The organism is Micromonospora sp. NPDC001898 (genome assembly GCF_042891255.1).
GTDB lineage: Bacteria > Actinomycetota > Actinomycetes > Mycobacteriales > Micromonosporaceae > Micromonospora.
In genome coordinates this window covers 1-18,598 of record NZ_JBIATC010000016.1, presented here as the reverse complement: position 1 = coordinate 18,598, position 18,598 = coordinate 1, and the positions used below count along the sequence as shown (strand labels likewise).

14 protein-coding genes are annotated in these 18,598 nt (G+C 75.6%); 5 read left to right on the top strand and 9 right to left on the bottom strand.

From position 1 onward, the window contains the following. Positions 1-383: 383 nt before the first annotated feature. The 3 genes from serS to ACFYZF_RS25005 all read right to left on the bottom strand — a co-directional run bounded on the left by serS (position 384) and on the right by ACFYZF_RS25005 (position 3,632). A complete protein-coding gene (gene serS / locus ACFYZF_RS25015; protein WP_387024662.1) occupies positions 384-1,670 on the bottom strand; it encodes a serine--tRNA ligase in 1,287 nt (428 codons plus the stop codon). Positions 1,671-1,900: 230 nt separating this feature from the next. Continuing rightward, positions 1,901-2,968, bottom strand: a complete 1,068-nt coding sequence (locus tag ACFYZF_RS25010) for a MerR family transcriptional regulator (protein WP_387024808.1) — start codon at positions 2,966-2,968, stop codon at positions 1,901-1,903. Between the two features lie 46 nt (positions 2,969-3,014). Beyond that, positions 3,015-3,632 carry a TetR/AcrR family transcriptional regulator gene (locus tag ACFYZF_RS25005; RefSeq protein WP_387024660.1) on the bottom strand — a complete coding sequence of 206 codons (618 nt, stop codon included), beginning with the start codon at positions 3,630-3,632 and terminating at the stop codon, positions 3,015-3,017. Positions 3,633-3,719: 87 nt separating this feature from the next. On the opposite strand from ACFYZF_RS25005, the gene ACFYZF_RS25000 reads away from it, so the two are divergent. Continuing rightward, a complete protein-coding gene (locus ACFYZF_RS25000; RefSeq protein ID WP_387024658.1) occupies positions 3,720-4,400 on the top strand; it encodes a lysophospholipid acyltransferase family protein in 681 nt (226 codons plus the stop codon). Positions 4,401-4,403: 3 nt separating this feature from the next. On the opposite strand, the gene ACFYZF_RS24995 is transcribed toward ACFYZF_RS25000, so the two are convergent. The 3 genes from ACFYZF_RS24995 to ACFYZF_RS24985 all read right to left on the bottom strand — a co-directional run bounded on the left by ACFYZF_RS24995 (position 4,404) and on the right by ACFYZF_RS24985 (position 7,392). Further along, a complete protein-coding gene (locus ACFYZF_RS24995) occupies positions 4,404-5,588 on the bottom strand; it encodes a saccharopine dehydrogenase family protein (RefSeq protein ID WP_387024656.1) in 1,185 nt (394 codons plus the stop codon). A gap of 122 nt (positions 5,589-5,710) precedes the next feature. Next, on the bottom strand, positions 5,711-6,886 hold the full coding sequence (locus ACFYZF_RS24990; RefSeq protein WP_387024654.1) for an alcohol dehydrogenase catalytic domain-containing protein: 1,176 nt from the start codon (positions 6,884-6,886) through the stop codon (positions 5,711-5,713). Next, on the bottom strand, positions 6,883-7,392 hold the full coding sequence (locus ACFYZF_RS24985) for a hypothetical protein (protein ID WP_387024652.1): 510 nt from the start codon (positions 7,390-7,392) through the stop codon (positions 6,883-6,885). The genes ACFYZF_RS24990 and ACFYZF_RS24985 overlap by 4 nt, the downstream gene beginning before the upstream one ends. Positions 7,393-7,584: 192 nt before the next feature. Between ACFYZF_RS24985 and ACFYZF_RS24980 the strand changes: the two genes are divergently transcribed. Beyond that, positions 7,585-10,440, top strand: a complete 2,856-nt coding sequence (locus ACFYZF_RS24980) for a LuxR C-terminal-related transcriptional regulator (protein ID WP_387024650.1) — start codon at positions 7,585-7,587, stop codon at positions 10,438-10,440. Between the two features lie 57 nt (positions 10,441-10,497). Here ACFYZF_RS24980 and ACFYZF_RS24975 read toward each other — a convergent pair whose 3' ends face one another. Further along, complete coding sequence (locus tag ACFYZF_RS24975) at positions 10,498-11,286, bottom strand: class I SAM-dependent methyltransferase (protein ID WP_387024648.1); 789 nt, start codon at positions 11,284-11,286, stop codon at positions 10,498-10,500. Between the two features lie 48 nt (positions 11,287-11,334). Here ACFYZF_RS24975 and ACFYZF_RS24970 point away from each other — a divergent pair, with 48 nt between their 5' ends. Beyond that, complete coding sequence (locus ACFYZF_RS24970; protein WP_387024647.1) at positions 11,335-11,904, top strand: helix-turn-helix domain-containing protein; 570 nt, start codon at positions 11,335-11,337, stop codon at positions 11,902-11,904. 68 nt (positions 11,905-11,972) lie between these two features. On the opposite strand, the gene ACFYZF_RS24965 is transcribed toward ACFYZF_RS24970, so the two are convergent. Beyond that, the gene (locus ACFYZF_RS24965) at positions 11,973-12,521 is read right to left on the bottom strand and encodes a DsbA family protein (protein ID WP_387024645.1); all 549 of its coding nucleotides are present in this window, start codon (positions 12,519-12,521) and stop codon (positions 11,973-11,975) included. Next, entirely contained in the window at positions 12,518-13,198 is a 681-nt protein-coding gene (locus tag ACFYZF_RS24960) for a BON domain-containing protein (protein ID WP_387024643.1), read from the bottom strand. Before ACFYZF_RS24960 ends, ACFYZF_RS24965 begins: the two co-directional genes overlap by 4 nt. A 223-nt stretch (positions 13,199-13,421) precedes the next feature. On the opposite strand from ACFYZF_RS24960, the gene ACFYZF_RS24955 reads away from it, so the two are divergent. Continuing rightward, positions 13,422-15,197 carry a hypothetical protein gene (locus ACFYZF_RS24955; protein ID WP_387024641.1) on the top strand — a complete coding sequence of 592 codons (1,776 nt, stop codon included), beginning with the start codon at positions 13,422-13,424 and terminating at the stop codon, positions 15,195-15,197. Between the two features lie 282 nt (positions 15,198-15,479). Beyond that, entirely contained in the window at positions 15,480-18,221 is a 2,742-nt protein-coding gene (locus ACFYZF_RS24950; protein WP_387024639.1) for a cellulose binding domain-containing protein, read from the top strand. Positions 18,222-18,598 lie beyond the last annotated feature (377 nt).

Genomic DNA, 18,598 nt, shown 5'->3' with positions numbered 1-18,598 from the left:
GGAATTGGCCTGCGGCTGGTCAGGGCCGAGTAGCGAGCCTCGCTGGACTGGTCGGAAGCCGGGGCGTCACAGCGCCGGCCTCTCCCGCCCCTCCCGCCGCCTGCTCCCGAAGGAAGGCGCGGTCTCGCAAGCCTCCGCCGGCTCATAGCGCCGCCGGACCGACCCGGTTGACGTGCCCACGCAGTCACCGCCCTGGCCGGCCGGCCCACGCACTCCTGAGCCTCGCGATCTTGCAGTTGCGGCCCCGACAAATGCCCCATCACGCCCTTATGGTGGGCCCAAAGTCCAAAATCGACGAGGGCGGGGGCCGGGGTGGCCCGCCCGGCCCGGGTGCCGGCGACAGAGGGCGGGGGCCACTCGGCCCCCGCCCTCTGTCGCCGTGGTCAGCGGAGGGGCGTCAGGCGGTCGGTGCCCACCCGGTCGCGGAGCACCTCTGGCACCAGCACCGAGCCGTCGGGCTGCTGGAACTGCTCCAGGATCGCCGGGAACAGCCGGCTGGTGGCCAGCGCCGAACCGTTGAGGGTGTGCACGAACCGGGTCTGCTTGCCGCCCGGCTCCCGGTACCGGATCGCCGCCCGACGGGCCTGGTAGTCGCCGGCCCAGGAGACCGACGACACCTCCTTGTACTTCCCGGTGCTCGGCATCCACACCTCGATGTCGAGGGTCTTCTTCATCCCCGCGCTGGCGTCGCCGGCCGACAGCAGGCTGCGCTGGTAGTGCAGGCCCAGCCCCTCCACCAGGCTCTCCGCGTGGGCGAGCATCTCCTCCAGCGCCGCGTCCGCCTGCTCCGGCAGGGTGAACTGGAAGATCTCCACCTTGTTGAACTGGTGGCCCCGCACGGTGCCCCGCTCGTCCGAGTGCGACCCGGCCGACTCACGCCGGTAACAGGGGGTGTACGCGAACGTCTTCAGCGGCAGCTTCGTCGTGTCCAGGATCTCGTCCTGATACGTTCCCAGCAGCGCCGTCTCCGCCGTGGGCAGCAGGAACTGCCCGCGCGGGGCGGACTCCCGGTCCAGGTGGTAGACGTCGTCGTAGAACTTGGGGAACTGCCCGGCCGCGAACCCGACGCTGTCCAGCAGCAGGTGCGGCGGGAGGAGGAACTCGTACCCCGCCGCGACGTGCCGGTCGATGAACCAGTTGATCAGCGCCCACTCCAGCCGCGCGCCCTGACCGGTGTAGATCCAGAAGCCGGAGCCGCCGAGCTTGACGCCCCGCTCGTAGTCGACCAGGCCCAGCGACCGGGACAGCTCGACGTGGTCGCGGACCTTCTCGATGGCCGGCGGCTCGCCGAAGGTCTTGACGACCCGGTTGGCCTCCTTGCCGCCGGCGACCACGTCGTCGGCGGGCAGGTTGGGCAGCTCGCTCATCTGGTCGCGCAGCCGGGACTGCACCTCGTCGAGCTGGGACTCCAGCTCGGCGAGCTGCTTGCGCTCCGCCTCCGGCGCGGAGACCTCCGGCGCGCTGCCGGCCCGCTTCGCCGCCGCGTACGCCCGGGCGTCCGCCTTGCGGCGCTGCCGCTCGGCGTCGATCTCCGTGATGAGGGCGCGACGTTCCTGGTCGAGCCGCTGGATCTCGTCCAGCGCCCGGTTGACCTCGGCGGGATCCAGTCGCTTCGCCAGCGCGGTCGCCACCGCCTCGCGATCCTTCCGGATCAACTCCATGTCGAGCATGCTGCTCCGTACGCCTCCGTCCGGGGGTCAGGTGGAACCCACAGATGTTACCGTCGCCGCCCCGTACCACCGGCCCGGCCCTGTGACCGCCCGCCGGGGCCGCGCGGGTCGACGGCCCCGGCCGGGCGGTCACCGGCGGATCGGCACCCGTGCGGCCAGGCGGATCGGCACCATGCCGGCCAGGCGGGTCGGTGTCAGGGCGGCGGTCAGGCGGATCGGTGCCCAGGCGGTCACAGGCGGATCGGCATCAGGATCGAGAACGCGTCGGCGTCGTCGGGGCGGCGCACGGCCAGCGGGGTGATCGGGCCGTCCAGCTCCAGCACGAGCTGGCCCCGGTCGCCCGCGTCGAGGGCGTCGAGCAGGTACCGCCCGTTGACCCCGACCCGCACCGCGCCCGGGTCGGCGGGCGCCCCGCCGTCGAGGACCCGGAGCCCGCCCGCGTCGTCCAGGCCCAGCACCGTCACCGGTACGTCGACGCCCTCGTGTCGGACCAGGGCCGGCTTCGCGCCCGCGAGCGCCGCGCGCAGCGCCGGCACCTCCACCTCGATCCGGTACGCGGGCGCGTCCGTGCCGCGCCCGCGCAACAGCCGCCCGTAGTCCGGGCAGTCGTACGGCAGGACCGTGTCGGAGACCTCGTCGTCGGCGACGGCGACGGAGACGCTCGCCCCGTCCAGCCGCAGCAGCGCCTCGGGGGCGTCGGTGTCGAGCAGCGCGCGGATCCGGTCCACGAGGGCCACCGGGGCGAGCGCCCGCGCTCCGGGCCCGTCGACCCGGCCGGGTACCCGGGACACCGCCAGCCGGTACCGGTCGGTGGCGACGAGGCGTACGCCGTCGTTGTCCGCCTCGAACAGGACCGCCGACAGCACCGGCAGCTCGGGGTCGGCGCCGACGGCGAAGCGGACGGCGTCGATCGCGGCGGCGAGGTCGACGCGGGACAGGGCAAATACGGTGGTGGTCATCGGATTCTCCTCGGGATCGATCAGGGCACGGACCCGGGAGAGCTCGCGGCGGGCGTCGGCGAGGCCGTCCTCCAGCCGGCGCAGGTGCCCGTCGAGCAGTCGGCCCAGCACGGCCGGCTCGGCGCGGTGCCGCACGGCGGCGGCGATCTCCGCCAGCGGCATCCCGACCCGGCGCAGCCCCGCCACCAGGCGGGCCGGGGCAACCTGGTCGTCGGCGTACCAGCGGTAGCCGGTCACCGGGTCGACCAGGGCCGGCACCAGCACCCCGGAGCGGTCGTAGAACCGCAGGGCGCTGATCGTCAGCCCGCTGGCCCGGGCCAGCTCGCCGATGCTGCGCAGTTCGCTCTCCACACCGAGGATCCTGTTGCCTCAACCTGGTCGAGGGTCAAGCCAGGGGCCGGACGGGAACGCCGAGCAGCCGCCCCATGCCCTGACAGGCGCGCGGCACCGCGCCCGCGTCCTGGCGCAGCCGTAGCGCCTGGTGTAGGGCCAGCGCCAGCCCGGTCAGCTCGAAGACCAACTGCTCCGGGTCGGTGCCGGCGGGCAGGTCCCCGTCGGCGACGGCCCGCAGGGCCTGCCCGCGCAGCTCGCGGTGCCAGCGGTCGGCGTACCCGAGGACGAGGTCGCGGACCGGGCCCGGCCGGTCGTCGAACTCGCTGGCGGCGGCGATGAAGAAGCACCCGCCGGGGAAGACGGGCCGGGCGAGGTGGCGTACCCAACTGCCGCAGACGGCGGCCAGTCTCGGCAGCCCGGCCGGCCGGTCCGCGACCGGGTCCCAGATCTCCCGCCAGAACACGTCGGCGGCGGCCTCGACCACCTGGAGTTGCAGGGTCTCCTTGTTGCCGAACGGGCCGAGCAGCCCGGACTTGCTCATGCCGAGGTCGGCGGCGAGCCGGCCGATGGTCAGCCCGGCGAGGCCCTCGACCGAGGCGACCGCGGCGCCGTGCGCCAGGATGGCGGCGCGCGTGCGGGCGGCGTCGGCAAGGGACGAACGGGGACTCATCGGGAGAGTGTAGCGACGCGCGCAGGCGATAACGTCCGAACGTTCGGTCGCTATAGTGCGAGGGACCACTCACTCCAGGAGAGTTCCTTGCCCCGAGCCGCCGCCACCGTCCGCACCGTGCTGCGACCGCTGATGCGGCTGGCCTGGCACCCCCGCATCGACGGGGCTTCGCACGTGCCCGCCACCGGTCCGGTCATCCTGGCCAGCAACCACCTGTCCTTCCAGGACAGTGTGCTCATCCCCCTGAGCGCGCCCCGCCCGGTGTCGTTCCTGGCCAAGGCGGAGTACTTCGAGGGCCACGGTGCCGGCGGGCTGCTGCGCCGCCAGTTCTTCGCGGGCCTCGGGGCCATTCCCGTGCGGCGGGGCGTCAACCGCGAGTTCCAGTCCTCGCTCGATGCCGCCCTCGCGCTGCTGGAGGCAGGCGGCGCCTTCGGCATCTACCCGGAGGGCACCCGCTCGCGGGACGGCCGGCTGCACCGGGGTCGCACCGGGGTGGCCTGGCTGGCGATGGCCTCCGGTGCCCCCGTGGTGCCGGTGGCGGTGGTCGGCACGGCCCGGCTGGGGTCGGCGGCGGCCCTGCTACCTGGCGCCGCCCGGCCGGCGGTCCGGTTCGGCCCGGTGCTGGAGTTCCCCGCACACCGGGGGAACGCCGGCTCCGCCCCGGCCCGGCGCCGGGTGACCGACCAGATCATGGACGCCATCGGTGCCCTCTCCGGCCAGCAGCGGGCCCACACGTACAACCCGCCGCCCGGCGACGAGCCGGGCTGACGTTCAGCGGGGCGCGTCCAGGACCCGGAACGTCATTCCCGCCCGCGTCAACCGGTCCAGCAGGGCGTCGCCCATCGCGGTCACCGGGGTCACCTGGCCGGAGGTGGCCGGCAGTCCCTTGTCCAGGGCCAGGCAGAGCGCGGACTCGCCGAGCATCTTCGCGGTCTCGTCGTACCCGGGGTCGCCGCCGGAGACCTCGGTGAGCACCTGCCGGCCGCCGCCCGAGCCGAGGAACCGCACCCGGAACCAGGACTTCGCCCGCTGCTGCGGGCTCGGCCCCTGCCCGGAGGCGAGCCGGCCGAGCAGCCAGCGCCGGGTCGGCGGAAGCTTGACCAGCCCGACGAGGCCGCCCAGCCCGGCCGCGCCGAGCACGATCGTCGGCAGCCGCTTCACGGCGGCGAAGTGCCGGTAGCGGAAGTCCGGGCCGTACTCCGGGCGGGCCGCCGCCGACCGGCGGACCACCTGCGGGTCGATGGTCGGCAGCGGCACGGCCCAGGTGCCCAGCTCCTTCGACCGGCCCACCTTCCCGGGCGTCGCCCGGACCCGGCGGCCCTCCGGCCGGGGCTCGACGGCCCGGCGCTCCCGCGCCGCCCGGCTCGCCTCGGCGGTACGTGAGAACGCGGTCAGCGCCGAGTGGTACGTCCCGGCGGAGAATCTCCCGCCGGCCCGGACGAACCCGTCCACGGTGATCGGGGCGTCCGCCGGGAGTTGCTTGACGGTGAACCAGACGCCCAGGTCGTGCGGGACGGAGTCGAAGCCGCAGGCGTGCACCAGCCGGGCCCCGGTGCGCACCGCCTCGGCGTGGTGGCGCAGGTACATCGTGTCGACGAACTCCGGCTCGCCGGTGATGTCGAGGTAGTCGGTGCCGGCCGCGGCGCACGCGGCGACCAGCGGCTCGCCGTGGTGCACGTACGGCCCGACCGTGCTGGCCACCACCCGGGCGCTGCCGGCGACCCGGCGCAGCGACTCGGGGTCGGTGACGTCGGCGGTGAGCAGCGGCAGCCCGGCCAGCGCCGGGTCGATGCCGGCCAGCCGGTCCCGGACGGCCGCCAGCTTCGCCGGGTTGCGCCCGGCGAGCGCCCAGCGCAGCCCGTCCGGCGCGTGCCGGGCGAGGTACTCGGCGGTGAGCCCCCCGGTGAACCCGGTGGCCCCGAACAGAACGACGTCGTACGCCCGGTCCTCACACATCCTGCGAGTGTCCCACCCGGGCCGACACCCCGCCCGGCCCGGAGGACGGCCCTCAGGACCGCCCGGCTCCCGAGGACGGCCCTCAGGACCGCCCGGCTCCCGGGGACGGCTCACGGAACGGCTCAGGGCGTGAAGACCGCGCGCAGGCAGCCGTCGGCGCGCTCGCGGAACAGGTCGTAGCCGTGCGCGCCCTGCTCCAGGGGAAGGCGGTGGGTGGCCAGGTGGCCGGTGTCGATCTCGCCACGGGCCATCCGGTCCAGCAGCATCGGGATCCACCGCTGCCCGTGCTGCCGGGAGCTGCGCACGGTCAGCCCCTTGTGCATCACCGCGCCGAGCGGAAACGTGTCGACGAACCCCGTGAACGTGCCGAGCACGACGACCGTGCCGCCCTTGCGGCAGGCGTGCACCGCCTCGCGGACCGCGATCGGTCGGTCCGGGACCGCACCGGCCCGCCCGGCGGTGGCGAACAGGTCGGCCAGCGACCGGGGTCCGGTGCCGTCCCAGGCCATTCCGACCGCCTCCACGCAGACGTCCGGGCCCCGTCCGCCGCTGCGCTCGCGCAACTCGGCCGCGACGTCGGTGGCCCGGTAGTCGAGGGTCTCCGCGCCGACGTGCCGCTCGGCCGACCGCAGCCGGTCGGGGTACCGGTCGATCACCACCACCCGGGCCGCGCCGCGCAACAGGGCGGCCTGCGCGGTCATCTGGCCCACGGCCCCGGCCCCCCAGACCGCCACCACGTCGCCGGGGCGCACCTCGCCCAACTCGGCGCCGAGCCAGCCGGTCGGCACCGCGTCGGACGCGAAGACCGCCCGGTCGTCGTCCACCGGGTCGGGCACGGCGAACGCCCCGACGTCGGCGTACGGCACCCGGACGTACTCGGCGTGGCTGCCGGCGAAGCCCCCGGCCGAGCGGGGCTGGCCGTAGCAGCCGCCGGTGGGCTGCCCCCACGCCTGCTCGGCCACGGCCGTCCCGGTGCTGCCGTTGTCGCAGCAGGCGTAGCGGCCCTGCCGGCAGTACCAGCAGCTCCCGCAGGCCACGACGGCGCAGACCACCACCCGGTCGCCGACCCGGTGCCGGCGCACCCCGGGGCCCACCTCGACCACGTCGCCGAGGAACTCGTGCCCGAGCACGTCGCCGACGGCGAGGCTCGGCCCCCGGCCGCCGAGCAGCGGCAGGTCCGCCCCGCAGGTGGCGCTGCGCCGCACCCGGACGATCGCGTCGGCGGAGTTGCGCAGCTCCGGGTCGGGTACCTCGCGCATCCCGAGGCCGTCCGCGCCGAGCCAGCAGAGCGCCCTCATCCGCGCGCCGACCCGTCGAGCGGGCCCTCGAACGGTCCGTCCGAGAGGTGGCCCGCCGGCCCGTCCAGCGGAGAGCGGTCCGAACGAAGCAGCTCACCGGTTTCGGCGAGTTGCTTGACCTGCCGCAGGGTCTCCCGGATCAGCAGCCCGGGGTCGTCCCCGACCAGATGGGCGGCCGGCCCGGTGAGCGGGCCGCCGCCGGCCGACCGGGCGGCCAGTTCGGTGCCCCGCCCGCCGGGTGCCGGGCGCAGCGTCACCTCCACCCCGTCGCCGAGGCGGCGCAGCGGTTCGGGTCGTCGCCCGCCCGGCAGCACCCGTTCCGGCGGCCGGTCGACGGTCACCACCTGCCAGCGGTCCTCCCGGCCGCCGCCGCCCGCCGGGCGGGACCGGTCCGCCCGCCCGGGTCCGCGCAGCGCACGCGCCGCCGTCACCGCGGCCACCGCGCCGGCCGTCACCGCCCCGGCGGTACGGGCCACCGCCCGCGCCCCCCGCGTCCCGCGTCCCATCCGTCCCACCCACCCCTCATCGTCGGCGGCTCCTCGTCCGGCGGCGGGCACCGGTCAACCCGCAGCCGGCCCCCACGGTGGCCGCCGGCCGGGTGAAGCGGGTTCCCCCCGAAGGGGTGAACCGGCCGGGGCCGGGTAACCGCCCGCCGCACGACCTGGGGAAGTGGACGCGTCCGTGGGGGGTGGGGCCGGATGCCGCAGCACGACGGGGATGCCACGGTCGTGGCCGCCACGAGCGCCGGGCCGGGGGTCCACGACGGGGACGCGGTCCCTGGCCCCGCCGCCGGGAGCGCCGGGGCGGGCGGACCGCCGCCGCTGTTGGCGTCCCGGCTGGCCCCTGCCCCGCTGGCCGGGCCGGTGCTGGTCCGGCCCCGGCTGCTGCGCCTGCTGGACGAGGGCACGGCCGGCCCGGTCACCCTGGTCTCCGGCCCGGCCGGCTGGGGAAAGACCACCCTGCTCGGCTCCTGGGCCCGTACGGTCGAGCCGGCCCCGGCGTGGGTGACGGTCGAGGCTGGCGACACGGGCGCGCGGCTCTGGTCGTACCTGGCGGCGGCGCTGCGCGGCGTCACCGACCGGCGGCCCGACCCGGCTCAGCCGCCCCCGCCCGCTCCGCCCCCGGCCGACGCGCCGCCCCGCCCGGACCAGCTCGAACTACTGGCCGCCACGCTCGCCGCCCGGGAGAGCCCGGTGCTGCTCGTCCTGGACGACCTGCACCGGATCGCCGACCCGGCGGCGCTGACCGGGCTGGAGTTCCTGCTCCGCCACGCGGGACAGCGGCTGCGCCTGCTGGTCGGGGCGCGCACCGACCTGCCGCCGGGCCTGCACCGACTGCGTCTGGCCGGGGAACTGACCACCGTCGGCCCCGACGAGCTGGCCTTCACCGACGACGAGGTGGCGGACCTGCTCACCGCGCACGGCGTGTACCTGCCGGCGGCGGTGGTGCCCCGGCTGCGGGAGCGCACCGCCGGCTGGGCGGCCGGGCTGCGGCTCGCCGCGCTGGCCGTGCGGGACCGGCCGGACCCGGTGCGCTGGCTGGAGCAGTTCGGCGGGGACCAGCCGGACGTCGCCGGCTACCTGCGCGAGGAGGTGCTCGACCCGCTCGACGGGGCGGCCCGGGACTGCCTGCGCCGGGGCGCGGTGGCCGACGCGTTCCGCGCCGACCTGGTCGACGCGCTGACCGGCCGCCCCGGCGCCGAGCCGGTGCTCGCCGCGCTGGCCGCGACCGGGGGATTCGTGCGTCGCGACGACAACCGGCCGCCCTGGTACCGCTGCCATCCGCTGCTGGCCGACCTGCTCCGGGCCGAGCTGGCCGGGCTGCCCGCCGAGGAGCTGCGCGACCTGCACCTGCGGGCGGCCGGTTGGTACGCCGGGCACGGGCGCCCCGCCGAGGCGCTGCGGCACGACCTCGCCGCCGGCCACTGGGACCGGGCGACCGAACTGCTGGTCACCCGCTGGCCGGAGCTGATCCCGTACGACCGCGAGGGCGCGGATGGGCCGCCGCCGGCCGCGCCGCCGGAGGAGGCGGTCCGGCGGGACCCGGAGCTGGGGCTCGCCGCCGCCGCCGAGCGGGCCCACGCCGGCGATCCGGCCGCCGCCGCCGCGCAGCTCCACCGGGCCACCGCTCACGCCCGGTCGCTGCCCGTGCCGCGCCGGGACCGGTTCCGCCGGCTGGCCACCGCGCTGGAGGTCACCCTGGCCCGGCTGGCCGGCGACCACGACGAGGTACGCCGGGCGGCGCACCGGCTGCTCGCCACGCGTACCCCCGGTGGGTCGGCGGACGATCCGCGCACCGGCGCGGCCGACGACGCCGACGTGCGGGCGGCGGCCGGCGCGGCGCTCGGCCTGGCCGCGCTCGCCGAGGGCGACCTGCGCGGCGCGGCGGCCGAGTTCGGGCCGGCGCTGGCGGCGGCCCGGGAGGGCGGCCGACCCCGCACCGAACTGCTCTGCGCGAGCCGGTCGGCTCTGCTGCACGCGGCCCTCGGCGAGCTGCGGGCGGCCGAGCGGACGGCCCGGGAGGCGTTGGCCCTGCCGGCCTGCCAGGGCTGGTCCTGCCGGGTCGACTGCGCCCACGGCCACCTGGCGCTGGCCCTCGTGGCGCTGCACCGGGACCTGCCCGACGAGGCGGCGGCGCACCTGGCGCTGGCCGCCCCGGCCACCGGCGGCGACGCCCCGGGTGCCCTCGGCGCCCCTGGCGGCCCCCGCGAGTCCGGTGACGCCGGGGAGCCGCCGGTCGCGGCGCTCGCCGCGCTGTGCCGGGCGGAGCTGCTGAACGACCGGGGCGACCCGGCCGCCGGCCTGCGTCTGCTCGCGGCGGCGCGGGACCGCCTCGGCGGGGCGGGGGAAAGGGCGGCCGGGGCGCGGGAGCTCGCTGGCTGGCTGCTGGCCGCCGAGGCGGAGCTGCGGGCCGCCCACGGGGACCTGGGAACCGCCCGGGAGTTGTTCGCCGACGGGCTGTGCCAGTCTGACGGGCCCGCGCCGGCGGTGGCGGTGGCGCTGGCCCGCATCGAGCTGCGCGCCGGGGACGCGCGGGCCGCCGGGTACGCCCTGCCGGACTGGGACGGCCTTGACGCCGCCGCCTGGCCGCTGCCCGTACGCCTCGACGCGGGGGTGCTCGACGCGCTGCTGGCCCGGCGGGCCGGCGACGAGCGGCGGGCCGGGCGGCTGCTGGAACGGGCGCTGGAACTGGCCGAAGCGGACGGGTACCGGCGGGTCTTCACCCGGGCCGAGCCGGGGGTGCGGGACCTGCTCGCCGCGCACCTGGACTCCGGTACGGCGCACTGGCCGACGGTCAGCGACCTGGTCCGCGCCCAGGAGCCGACCGATCGGCCGGACCCGGCGTCGGGGCGGGCGCTGGAGGAGCCGCTCACCGAGCGGGAGCTGACCATCCTGCGGTACCTGCAGAGCATCCTGTCCAACGTGGAAATCGCCGGCGAGCTGTCGCTGTCGGTCAACACGGTCAAGACGCACGTGCGCAACATCTACCGCAAGCTGGACGCCACCCGCCGCCGGGAGGCCGTCCGCCGGGCCCGGGAGCTGCACCTGATCTGAGCCTCGCGGGCCCGGCGTCGTGGGCCCCGCGAGGCTCAGATCAGGTGCTGCGGGTTGCTACGGACGCCGGGCCAGCCATACCGTCCGGGTCGCCCGGACGGTGAGGTCGTCGCGGTCGAGGACGCCGGCCGCGAGCGTGTCGAGGGCCGCCAGGTCGTCGGCACTGAGCCGCCCGTCGAGACCGTGCCGCAAGCGCTCCAGGCAGAGCTGCGCGTAGCGGCCGGTGGCCGGGGGCAGGGGTGCTCGCAGGGCGATGTCGAAGTGCCGCTGCGCCTCGACGGTGAAGCCGGCCGCCGTGAGGTGGGCCGTCCAGTCCTGGCCCATGTGCATTCCCGCCTCGGCGCGGATCTCGGCCATGCCGGCGTTGCCGCGTTCCTCCAGCGCGGCACCGGCGTCGTCGGGCAGGAACCGGGGGAGCGAGTCCAGCTCGGTGGCCACGAGGATGCCGCCGGGGCGCAGCGCCGCGAGGGCCTGGGCGAGGGTACGGACGGGATCGGCCATGTGGTGCAGGGAGGCCGACGCCCACACCAGGTCTGCGGGCCCGAGGTCCGGCCACGGCTGGTCCAGGTCGGCCTGCACGGTGCGGACCCGGTCCGCGACGCCGGACGCCCGGGCCTTGTGCCGGAGGTGTTCGAGCATCTCGTCGGAGAGGTCCACCGCGACGACCTCGGCGTCCGGCAGGTGTCGGGCCAACGCGAGGGCGCCGGTGCCCGTGCCGGCGCCCACGTCGATGATGCGTGGCCGGTCGGGGACCAGCGAGCCGGCCCAGGCGATCACCTCGCGGTGGAACTCGTGCAGAACGTCGGCGTCGAGGTCGAGCATTTCGCCCAGGTGAGAATGTGCCATGCCGACGACCGTACCCGCCCATTGCTGGGATGGCATAGAGTCTTGCGTATGACGCAAGACAGTGAGTTGGACGCCCTGGTTCGGCAGCGGATCCGGGGGCTGCGGGTGGCGCGCGGCTGGTCGCTCGACGACCTGGCAGCTCGCTGCTTTCTGAGCCCGTCGACGCTGAGCCGGATCGAGACCGGCCACCGGCGGATCGCCCTGGACCAGTTGACGCCGATCGCCCGGGCGCTGGGCACCACGCTCGACCAACTGGTGGAGTCGGGCGCCGACGACGACGTGGTGATCCGCCCCCACCGCGACGAGGCAGGCGGCGTCACCACCTGGCTGCTGTCCCGCGAGGGCGCACCGCACGGCGTGACGGTCGCCAAGATGCGGATCACCCGTGCGGTCCCCGACGAGGGGCGGGTGCATCCGGGCCGGGACTGGTTCACCGTGCTCTCCGGCACGGTGGTGCTGCGCCTCGGCGAGCGGACCATCCTGGTCGAGGCCGGTCAGGCGGCGGAGTTCTCCACGATGGTGCCGCACGCGTTCGGCGCACACGGCGGTGCGGCCGAGATCCTGTGCATCCTCGACCACGACGGGGAACGCACCCACCTGGCGCCGGCAAGGCCCTGACCGGGCCCGGGGCCGCCCACCACGGGGGACCGGCAAGCGGCACCGCCCGAAGCCACGGCAGGTCCCGGTCAGGCGGTGGCGGCCTGGTCCACGGCGGCGAGCAGCTCGGGCAGGGCGTGCCCGCCCTCGTACCGGACGTCGTTGAGGAACAGCGTCGGGGTGCCGTTCACCCCGCTGCGGATGCCCCCGACGAAGTCCCGCCGGACCCGGTCGGCGTGGGCGTGCCGCTCCAGCTCGCCGCCCACCTCGTCGGCGGGCAGGCCGAGCTGCGCCACCCCGAGCCCCAGGTGCACCGGGTCGAGCTGGTCCTGGTGCTCGTACAGCCAGTCGTGCATCTCCCAGAACCGGTCCCGTCGCCCGGCAGCCTCGGCGACCTCGGCGGCGCTCTCGGCGTACGGATGGACGTTGGCGATCGGGAAGTGCCGGTAGACCAGCCGGACCACGTCGGCCCGCTGGCGCAGCAGCTCGGCGAGGTTCGAGTGCACCGCGCCGCAGTGCCCGCACTGGAAGTCGCCGTACTCGACGAGGGTCACCGGGGCGTCCGCCGGCCCCCGGGCGTGGTCGGTCCCGGTCACCGGCACCCGAAGCCGGGCGGTGACCTGCAACGGCGTGGTCATCCGGCCACCACCGTGAGGCGGTTGCGCACCTCGTGGACGCCGGGCGCCGACCAGACCGTCCGCTCCACCGCCTCGCGTTCCGGCACCGAGTGCACCGTGCCCTCCAGCAGCACGGCGTCGCCGTGCACCCGCACGGTGATCTGCTCGCCGTCGACCGCCGCGGCGCGGGTCAGCGCGTCGACGATCCGTTCGGCGAGGTCGCCGGTGTCCGGCCGGACCGCCGGCCGCACGGTGACCCCGTTGCTCAACCCGCGTACGCCGGTCAGCCGGCCGACGACGCGTTCGGTGGCCCGGCGCTGGTACTCCCACTCCACCTCGCCGTGCAGGGTGACCCACCCGTCGGCGACGGTGACCTCCATCCGCTCGACCGGCACGAACGCGTCCCACTCCAGCGCCCGCCCGACGGCCGTGGCCAGCTCGGCGTCGGTGCGCTCCGCCGAGCCGGGCAGCCGGACGGTGAGGTCGTTGGCGACCGCCCGGACCCGGGCGACCCGGTGGGCGGCGCGTTCCGCCACCCACTTCTTCGCGTAGCTGTCCACCCAGCCGGTCAGGGTGACCACGCCCCCGGTGACGGTCACGCCGATCTCGTGCGGCTGGACCCGCGGCTCCCAGGTCAGCTCGTCCAGCACGTCGGACTGGATGTCCTGGTCGGTGCGGGTGGTCGTCGCGGTGGCCATCGCTGCATCCTCCCGAATGTCGACGAACGGTCGGCGGCGCGCGCGTGGGCCCGCCGGGGCCGATCCTGCCGCCGGAGCGGGTGAACCGGACCCACCCCGGTCGGGTGAGGGGGGTCGCGCACGGCCGCCCCGGGGCGGCGGGAGGCGGCCGGGCGTCGACAAGGACCGGTCGGGTCCGGCACCATCTGTGGGCGGCGTGACTGTCGGCGGCGGGGAGTAAGCGATGGGTGAGGTTCGCGCGGCGGCTCCGGTCGCCGCCCCGAAGTGGTGGGGCCCCGGGCGGGGCCGGTCGGCGGCCGTCCGGCTGGGCCTGCTGGCCCGGCACGAGTGGACCCTCGCGGTGCTCGGCTCGCTGCTGCTCGCCGCCCTGCTGACCTGGCCGACGCTGCGCGACCTGGCCGGCACCATCCCGCAGGACACCGGCGACCCGACGCTCCAGGCGTGGCAGGTCGCCTGGGGCGGGCACGCCCTGCTCACCGACCCGGTGCACGTCTGGCACTCGAACACGTTCTGGCCGGAGCCGTACACCTACGCGTACTCCGACACACTGCTCGGCTACGCCCCGTTCGGGATGATCGGGCACGGACCGGTCGCCGCCGTGGTCCGCTACAACCTGCTGTACATGCTGGTGCACGCGCTGGCCTTCGTCGGGGCGTATGCGCTGTCCCGGCAGCTCGGCGCGGGCTGGGCGGGCGCCGCGGTGGCCGGGGCGTCCTTCGCGTACGCGCCGTGGAAGCTGGCCCAGGCCGGGCACCTGCACGTGCTCAGCATCGGCGGGATCGCGCTGGCGCTGGCCATGCTCGCCCGGGGGCACGGCTGGTCGCTGCGGCACGGGTACCGGCCGGACCGGGCCCGGCCGGGCTGGGCGGGGGCCGGCTGGCTGGTCGCCGCCTGGCAGGTCAGCCTCGGCTTCGGCATCGGCTTGCCCTTCGCGTACGCGCTGGGGCTGCTCTGCCTCGGCGCGGCCGTCGGGTACGGCTGGTCGTGGTGGCGGCGGGCGCGGCCGGCGTTTCCGCGCCGGCTGCTGGTGGCGGACCTGGCCGGCGGCGCCTTCTTCGCCGGGGTGACCCTGCTGATGGCCGCGCCCTACTTCGAGGTGGTGGCCCGGCACCCCTCCGGCCGCCGTACGGTCGAACAGATCGCGATGTTCTCCCCGCCGTTGCGCGGCTTCCTCACCGCGCCGCCGGAGTCCTGGCTGTGGGGGGAGCGCCACATGGCCGCCCGGGCCACCCTGAGCTTCGCCGGGGAGATGACCCTGCTGCCCGGGATGGTGCTGATCGGGCTCGCCTTCGCCGGGCTGTTCGTCTCGGCGTGGCGGTTGCGGCACCGGCTGGCGCTGGCCGCCGGGGTGCTGTTCAGCGCGGCGCTGGCCGCCGGCACCACGCTGTTCGGCGACGGCGACCCCGGCTACGTCACCCTGGTGGAGCACGTGCCCGGCTGGGACGGCGTGCGCACCCCGGGCCGGCTGGTGCTCTGGACGACGCTGCTGCTGGGCGTCCTCGCCGCCGGGGCGCTGACCGTCCGCGAGCCGGATCCGGAGCCGGGGTCGCCCGGCGGCCGGTGGCGGCGCTGGGGGCAGGCGGCGCTGGTGCTCCCGATGCTGCTGGTGCTCGCCGAGGGGGTCAACCGCACCCCGCACGTGCCCGCCCCGGTGCAGCCGGCGGCGCTGCACGGGCTGCGCGGGCCGGCGTTGGTGCTACCCAGCGACGGCATCCGGGAGTTCCACGTGATGCTCTGGTCCACCGACGGCTTCCCGAAGGTGGTCAACGGGCTGGCCTCGTTCACCCCGGCCGGTCAGCAGCAGATCCGGGCGGCGAGCGGGGGCTTCCCCGACGCGGCGTCGGTGGCGTACCTGCGAGGGCTCGGGGTGCGCACGGTGGTGCTGCTGCCGGCGTACGCGGCCGGCACGCCGTGGGCCGACGCGGCGGCCCGGCCGGTGGACGGGCTGGGCATCCGGCGGGAGACCGTCGGCGACGGGCTCGTCTACCACCTCGACTGAGCCGCCGACGCGGTGGGTGGCCCGGGCCGAGCCGCCCACCGCGTCCCGCGACCCCGCCCGGGCGGGGCGTGGTCCATGCCGGTCCACCGACTTTTTGGGAGCGCTTCCAAACCGGTCGGGGGAGAGGCTACTGTGAATTCCTTCCTCGGCAGCGGGAGCCACGCATGCCGGTGGGGAGCCTGGGCCGCTCCCCCCACCTCGACGCGCCAGGGCGCGGCCGTACGTCGACCGGCGCGTCGTGCTCGTACCCCACCCCCACGGGCATCCCGAGAGGAACCGCAGATGCGGAGAGGTCTCGTCGGCGCGGTCACCACCGTGCTGGCCGCCGCCACGGCAGTCGTGGCCGTTCAGTTCACCGTCGCCCCGTCCGCCCCGGCCGCCGCCGCGGCGGCGGAGCCGTACTCCTGGAAGAACGTCCGGATCGACGGCGGCGGCTTCGTCCCCGGCATCGTGTTCAACCAGACCGAGAAGAACCTGATCTACGCCCGCACCGACATCGGCGGCGCGTACCGCTGGGAGCAGGCCAGCCAGTCCTGGACGCCGCTGCTCGACTGGGTCGACGCCGGCAAGTGGGGATACAACGGCGTGGTCAGCCTGGCCACCGACCCGGTGCAGACCAACCGGGTGTACGCGGCCGTCGGCATGTACACCAACGACTGGGACCCGAACAACGGCGCGATCCTGCGCTCCGCGGACAAGGGCGCCACCTGGCAGGTCAGCGCGCTGCCGTTCAAGAACGGCGGCAACATGCCCGGCCGGGGGATGGGCGAGCGGCTGGCGGTCGACCCGAACAGGAACAGCATCCTGTACTACGGCGCCGAGGGCGGCAACGGCCTGTGGCGCAGCACCGACTACGGGGCGACCTGGGCCAAGGTGGCGAACTTCCCCAACGTCGGCAACTACCGGGCCGACCCGAACGACAGCAGCGGCTACCAGAGCCAGAACCAGGGCCTGACCTGGGTCAGCTTCGACAAGAGCACCGGCACGGCCGGCACTGCCACCCAGACCGTCTACGTCGGCGTGGCGGACAAGGAGAACCCGGTCTACCGCAGCACCAACGGCGGCACGACCTGGGAGCGGATCGCCGGCCAGCCCACCGGGTACCTTGCCCACAAGGGCGTGGTGGACCCGGTCGGGGGCTACCTCTACATCGCCACCAGCGACACCGGCGGCCCGTACGACGGGGCCAAGGGCGACGTGTGGAAGTTCAACCGGGCCACCGGCGCGTGGACGCGGATCAGCCCGATCCCGTCGTCCAGCGCCGACGCGTACTTCGGCTACTCCGGGCTGACCATCGACCGGCAGAAGCCGAACACCCTCATGGTGGCCACCCAGATCTCCTGGTGGCCGGACGTCATCTTCTGGCGCAGCACCGACGGGGGCGCGACCTGGACCCGGATCTGGGACTGGGGCAGCTACCCGAACAAGACCAAGAAGTACACGATGGACGTCAGCTCCGTGCCGTGGCTGACCTTCGGCAGCAACCCGTCCCCGCCGGAGGAGACCCCGAAGCTGGGCTGGATGAACGAGTCGGTGGAGATCGACCCGTTCGACTCCGACCGCTTCCTGTACGGCACCGGCGCGACCATCTACGGCAGCACCGACCTGACCAGGTGGGACACCGGCGGCCAGCTCACCATCAAGCCGATGGTCAAGGGGCTGGAGGAGACCGCCGTGCTCGACCTGGTCAGCCCGCCGTCCGGGGCGCCGCTGGTCAGCGCGCTCGGGGACATCGGCGGCTTCCGGCACACCGACCTCGCGGCCGTGCCGCCGATGATGTTCACCCAGCCGAACTTCACCAGCACCACCAGCCTCGACTACGCCGAGACCAACCCGTCGGTGCTGGTGCGGGCCGGCAACTTCGCCGACGCGGACCGGCCGGGCGACAGCCACGTCGCGTTCTCCACCGACGGCGGGGGAAACTGGTTCCAGGGCGGCGAGCCGTCCGGGATCAACAGCGGCGGCACGGTGGCCGCGTCCGCCGACGGCAGCCAGTTCGTCTGGGCGCCCGGCGACGCCGGTCAGGCCGTGGTCCGCTCGGTCGGCTTCGGCACCTCGTGGGCCCCGGCGACCGGGATCCCGGCCAACGCGGTGGTCGAGTCCGACCGGGTCAACAAGAACAAGTTCTACGGCTTCGGCGGCGGCAGGTTCTACGTGAGCGCCACCGGCGGGGCCAGCTTCGCCGCGTCGGCCGCGACCGGCCTGCCGACCACGGGAAACGTGAAGTTCAAGGCAGTGCCCGGCAGGGAGGGCGACCTCTGGCTGGCGGGCGAGGGTGGCCTGTGGCACTCCACCGACTCCGGCGCCACCTTCACCAGGCTCGCCAACGTGTCGTCGGCGGTGAACGTCGGCTTCGGCAAGGCGGCCCCCGGGCAGGCGTACCCGGCGTTGTTCACCTTCGGCACGGTCGACGGCCAGCACGGCGTGTTCCGGTCCGACAACGCCGGCGTGAGCTGGGTCCGGATCAACGACGACAAGCACCAGTACGGCAACGCGGGCGAGGCGCTGACCGGCGACCCCCGGGTCTACGGCCGGGTCTACCTGGGCACCAACGGCCGGGGCATCCTCGTAGCTGACCGGCTCGGCGGTACGACCAGCCCGTCGCCGACCACGCCCGCGCCGACCACGCCCGCGCCGACCACTCCGGCGCCCACCACGCCGCCGCCGACGACGCCCCCGCCGACGACGCCGCCCCCGACCACGCCGGCCCCGGCCGGCGGCTGCACGGCGACGTACAAGGTGACCACCTCCTGGTCGGGCGGCTTCCAGGGCGAGGTGACCGTCAGGAACACCGGGTCACCGAGCAGTGCCTGGTCGGTGGCGTGGAACTACGCCGACGGGCAGCGGCTCACCCAGCTCTGGGGCGGCTCGTTCACCCAGACCGGCACCCAGGTCGTGGTGCGGGACGCCGGCTGGAACGGTGCCCTCGGCACCGGTGCCAGCACCAGCTTCGGTTTCCTCGGCAGCTTCACCGGGGCGAACTCGGTGCCGGTGCTGAGCTGCACCGCCACCGTCGCCCGCTAGTGCCTCGTCTTTGAACGTCGGTCGGGTCACCCCTGGTTTTGGTCTGGCCCGGCGTCGACCCCGACGTTCGGGCCCAGACCGGGCCGGCTCCCGCGCGGTTCTCGGCGGGTCGGTCCGGTCCGGCTCTCGGCCGGTCGGTCCGGTCCGGCTCTCGGCCGGTCGGTCCGGTCCGGCTCTCGGCCGGTCGGTCCGGTCCGGCTCTCGGCCGGTCGGTCCGGTCCGGCTCTCGGCCGGTCGGTCCGGTCCGGCTCTCGGCCGGTCGGTCCGGTCCGGCTCTCGGCCGGTCGGTCCGGTCCGGCTCTCGGCCGGTCGGTCCGGTCCGGCTCTCGGCCGGTCGGTCCGGTCCGGCTCTCGGCCGGTCGGTCCGGTCCGGCTCT

Excerpts from the sequence above, each read along its gene's own strand:
- serS (WP_387024662.1), bottom strand. The coding sequence starts at position 1,670 with ATGCTCGACATGGAGTTGATCCGGAAGGATCGCGAGGCGGTGGCGACC.
- ACFYZF_RS25005 (WP_387024660.1), bottom strand. The coding sequence starts at position 3,632 with ATGAGTCCCCGTTCGTCCCTTGCCGACGCCGCCCGCACGCGCGCCGCC.
- ACFYZF_RS24995 (WP_387024656.1), bottom strand. The coding sequence starts at position 5,588 with ATGTGTGAGGACCGGGCGTACGACGTCGTTCTGTTCGGGGCCACCGGG.
- ACFYZF_RS24990 (WP_387024654.1), bottom strand. The coding sequence starts at position 6,886 with ATGAGGGCGCTCTGCTGGCTCGGCGCGGACGGCCTCGGGATGCGCGAG.
- ACFYZF_RS24985 (WP_387024652.1), bottom strand. The coding sequence starts at position 7,392 with ATGGGACGCGGGACGCGGGGGGCGCGGGCGGTGGCCCGTACCGCCGGG.
- ACFYZF_RS24980 (WP_387024650.1), top strand. The coding sequence starts at position 7,585 with ATGCCGCAGCACGACGGGGATGCCACGGTCGTGGCCGCCACGAGCGCC.
- ACFYZF_RS24975 (WP_387024648.1), bottom strand. The coding sequence starts at position 11,286 with ATGGCACATTCTCACCTGGGCGAAATGCTCGACCTCGACGCCGACGTT.
- ACFYZF_RS24970 (WP_387024647.1), top strand. The coding sequence starts at position 11,335 with ATGACGCAAGACAGTGAGTTGGACGCCCTGGTTCGGCAGCGGATCCGG.
- ACFYZF_RS24965 (WP_387024645.1), bottom strand. The coding sequence starts at position 12,521 with ATGACCACGCCGTTGCAGGTCACCGCCCGGCTTCGGGTGCCGGTGACC.
- ACFYZF_RS24960 (WP_387024643.1), bottom strand. The coding sequence starts at position 13,198 with ATGGCCACCGCGACGACCACCCGCACCGACCAGGACATCCAGTCCGAC.
- ACFYZF_RS24955 (WP_387024641.1), top strand. The coding sequence starts at position 13,422 with ATGGGTGAGGTTCGCGCGGCGGCTCCGGTCGCCGCCCCGAAGTGGTGG.
- ACFYZF_RS24950 (WP_387024639.1), top strand. The coding sequence starts at position 15,480 with ATGCGGAGAGGTCTCGTCGGCGCGGTCACCACCGTGCTGGCCGCCGCC.